Source organism: Aeromonas sp. R3-1 (assembly GCF_040908345.1).
GTDB lineage: Bacteria > Pseudomonadota > Gammaproteobacteria > Enterobacterales > Aeromonadaceae > Aeromonas > Aeromonas veronii.
On sequence record NZ_JBFODN010000013.1, the window covers coordinates 1 to 2,344 of the forward strand.

2 protein-coding genes and 2 pseudogenes are annotated in these 2,344 nt (G+C 64.1%); all 4 read right to left on the reverse strand.

Going from position 1 to position 2,344, the window contains the following annotated elements:
* Nucleotides 1-314 (reverse strand): annotated as a pseudogene (gene exeL, locus AB5Y85_RS00975) (GspL family type II secretion system protein ExeL); the annotation flags it as partial.
* Between the two features lie 122 nt (nt 315-436).
* Nucleotides 437-1,438 carry a GspK family T2SS minor pseudopilin variant ExeK gene (gene exeK, locus AB5Y85_RS00980; RefSeq protein ID WP_257687119.1) on the reverse strand — a complete coding sequence of 334 codons (1,002 nt, stop codon included), beginning with the start codon at nt 1,436-1,438 and terminating at the stop codon, nt 437-439.
* A gap of 112 nt (nt 1,439-1,550) precedes the next feature.
* Nucleotides 1,551-2,198 (reverse strand): annotated as a pseudogene (gspJ, locus tag AB5Y85_RS00985) (type II secretion system minor pseudopilin GspJ); the annotation flags it as partial.
* On the reverse strand, nt 2,195-2,344 hold a 150-nt coding region (locus AB5Y85_RS00990), incomplete at its 5' end, for a type II secretion system protein GspI (protein WP_368221057.1). The gene AB5Y85_RS00990 and the pseudogene gspJ, both read right to left, overlap by 4 nt.

Here is a 2,344-nt window from a genome sequence, read left to right on the forward strand (position 1 = left end):
CCCTCGTGGGCCAGCACCACCAGATGGAGCTCGTCCACGTCGGAGGCGATCTGCTCCTCCAGCAGGTAGGGGAGGGCTGCTGCCGACTGGCGGTTGTAGCGACCCGGCAGGGTGACGCGCCGGAAGATCAGATCGCTGCCCGGCACCAGGGTGACCACGGGGCGGCCACCTGCCCGCTCCTGCAGCTCGCCCAGGGCATCGGCCGAGGGCAGGGAGCCGGAGGCGATGATCTCCTGCTCCTGACCAGACCAGACCAGCCAGGCCACGGGTTGTTGTTTATTGGTCCCCAGTCGGATGACCAGACTTTCGCTCACGCATCTCTCTCCTGCGATACCGGTTTGCAAAGGGCGTTGTGCGCCCTGGCAACCGGTGCGCAGCCCGCAGGCTGCATCCAACATCTCTCGTACCCGCAGGCGATGGCCTGCAGGCGCGCTGTTTATTCGGCGCCGCTACTGAGGCGGCGCAGCATCACCAGTTTATTGTCCTTGCCCCGCTGGAACAGGGTTTCGAGCCAGGCCCGGTTATCGCCGACCTCGGCCACGACTCGGGCTTCGAAGAAGTCGCTTTTCACCACCAGCGCCTCTTTCAGCCCTTTCACCGAATCGACCGGAGCGAGCATGTCCGTCATCAGCTTGCTCTCTTTCCACCCCTTCTGTGGCCGCTCGTTCAGCACCCGCTTGGCGTCATCCAGCCCGAGAGTGCCCAGATAGAGGGCGACCAGCAGCTCGGGGCGCTCGGGGGCAAGGGTATTGATATTGATCTTCAACTTGTCGTTGGGCAGGGTGCAGACATAGGGGGCCAGTTTGGCATAGACCCTGGCCGTCACCCCGCGCACCGCCCTCAGCTCGTCCTTGCCCAGCATCCACTGATTGGCGGTCAGATAGGGTGGCTTGAGCCCCTCGTAATAGGCGTCCTCGGCGCCAAGGCTGGAGACCAGCACCGTATCCTTGTCGGTCCAGTCACGGATGGCATCGGTGAGCTGGGCCGCCTCGTAATCATCCATCGCCAGCTGCTTGAGCAGTTCGCGAAACACCTGCACCGGATAGGGCTGCTGCGCCAGCTCCTCGGCGTTCCCCACCTTGGAGGCCACGCTCAGGCTGTTGAGGTTGAAGCAGGATTGCAGGTCGGTCACCTCGCCCTTGAGCTGGCCATCGTCCACCGGAAACACACTATTCTTGCGGGCCCAGTTCTGGCTGAGGCTGACCACCTCGGGGTTGTCCTTGAAATCCTGCGTCAGCACCTTGCTCACCAGCGCTTCTGCCGAGAGGGCATACCACCACGCCTGTTTGCCGGTGGTGATGTTGGCGGTGCGGCGCAGCTCAAGCTGCAGGCGGCCGCTCATATTGCTGGCGATGATCACCATTACCGAGAGGATCAGCAGCACCACCAGCAGCGCCATGCCGCGCTGGCGATCGGGGGCGGCGAGATTAGCCCGCATTGGCGCTCCCTCCGTTCTGGCTGTCACCATTACCGCCATTGGTATTGCCGTTGCCGCCGTTGTTCCCGTTATTGCTGTTGTTGCCGCCCCCCTGGTCGGGGTTGCTGCTCTGGCTGTTCTCTTCGGCGCGCTGGCCACCGGCGCCAATCAGGAACTGACGGCGAATGGTGCCGTAATCTTCCAGATCCAGCTCCACTGCCAGCCCGTGGGGCAGCACGCTGCGCTGGGTCCACTCCTCTTTCCAGTTGCCCTTGTCGAAGAAGTAGAGGCGAAACGCCGTGACCCCCGTCAGCACCGGCTGGATGCGCGGCTCGGTGCCGATCACCGGATCCGGATAGAGGTAGCTCAGGCGCTCCAGCTTCTGATCCTTGAGACGCCAGCCGACCCGCTGCAGATGGGAGCGTGGCAGCATGCCGTCCGGGTTGAGCCAGCCGCCGCGCATAAAAGCCATGCCCCAGTCATCGCTCTGCTGGCCGAACCGGGAGGCCGCCAGCAGCACCTTGTTGTTCTCTCCCTCGATGCGGCCGCTGCGCGGCACCATCTGGGTGATGTCTCGCTCCAGCAGGGTGAAGGCGAGCTGCAATTCGTTGAGGCGGGCCTCCTTGCGCTTGGCCACCTCGTCGCTGGTGAGCACCCCCTGCAGTACCTGATAGGCACCCATGCTGAGAGTGGCGAAGATGGCGATCGCCACCAGCATTTCGAGCAGGGTGAAACCGGCATGGCGGACGGGGCGAGGCGTGCGGGCAACGTGCTGGGTCATCGGCTGATATAGGTCCGCATCATGGCGACCGGGTTCTCGGCCTTGGCCTCGGTACGCACTTCCATATCGAGCGCCCGGAAGTTGTTGTCGGCGGTGGCGACGCCGCGATAGCGCCAGTACCAGGTGCTGCCCGCCATCTGCTCATC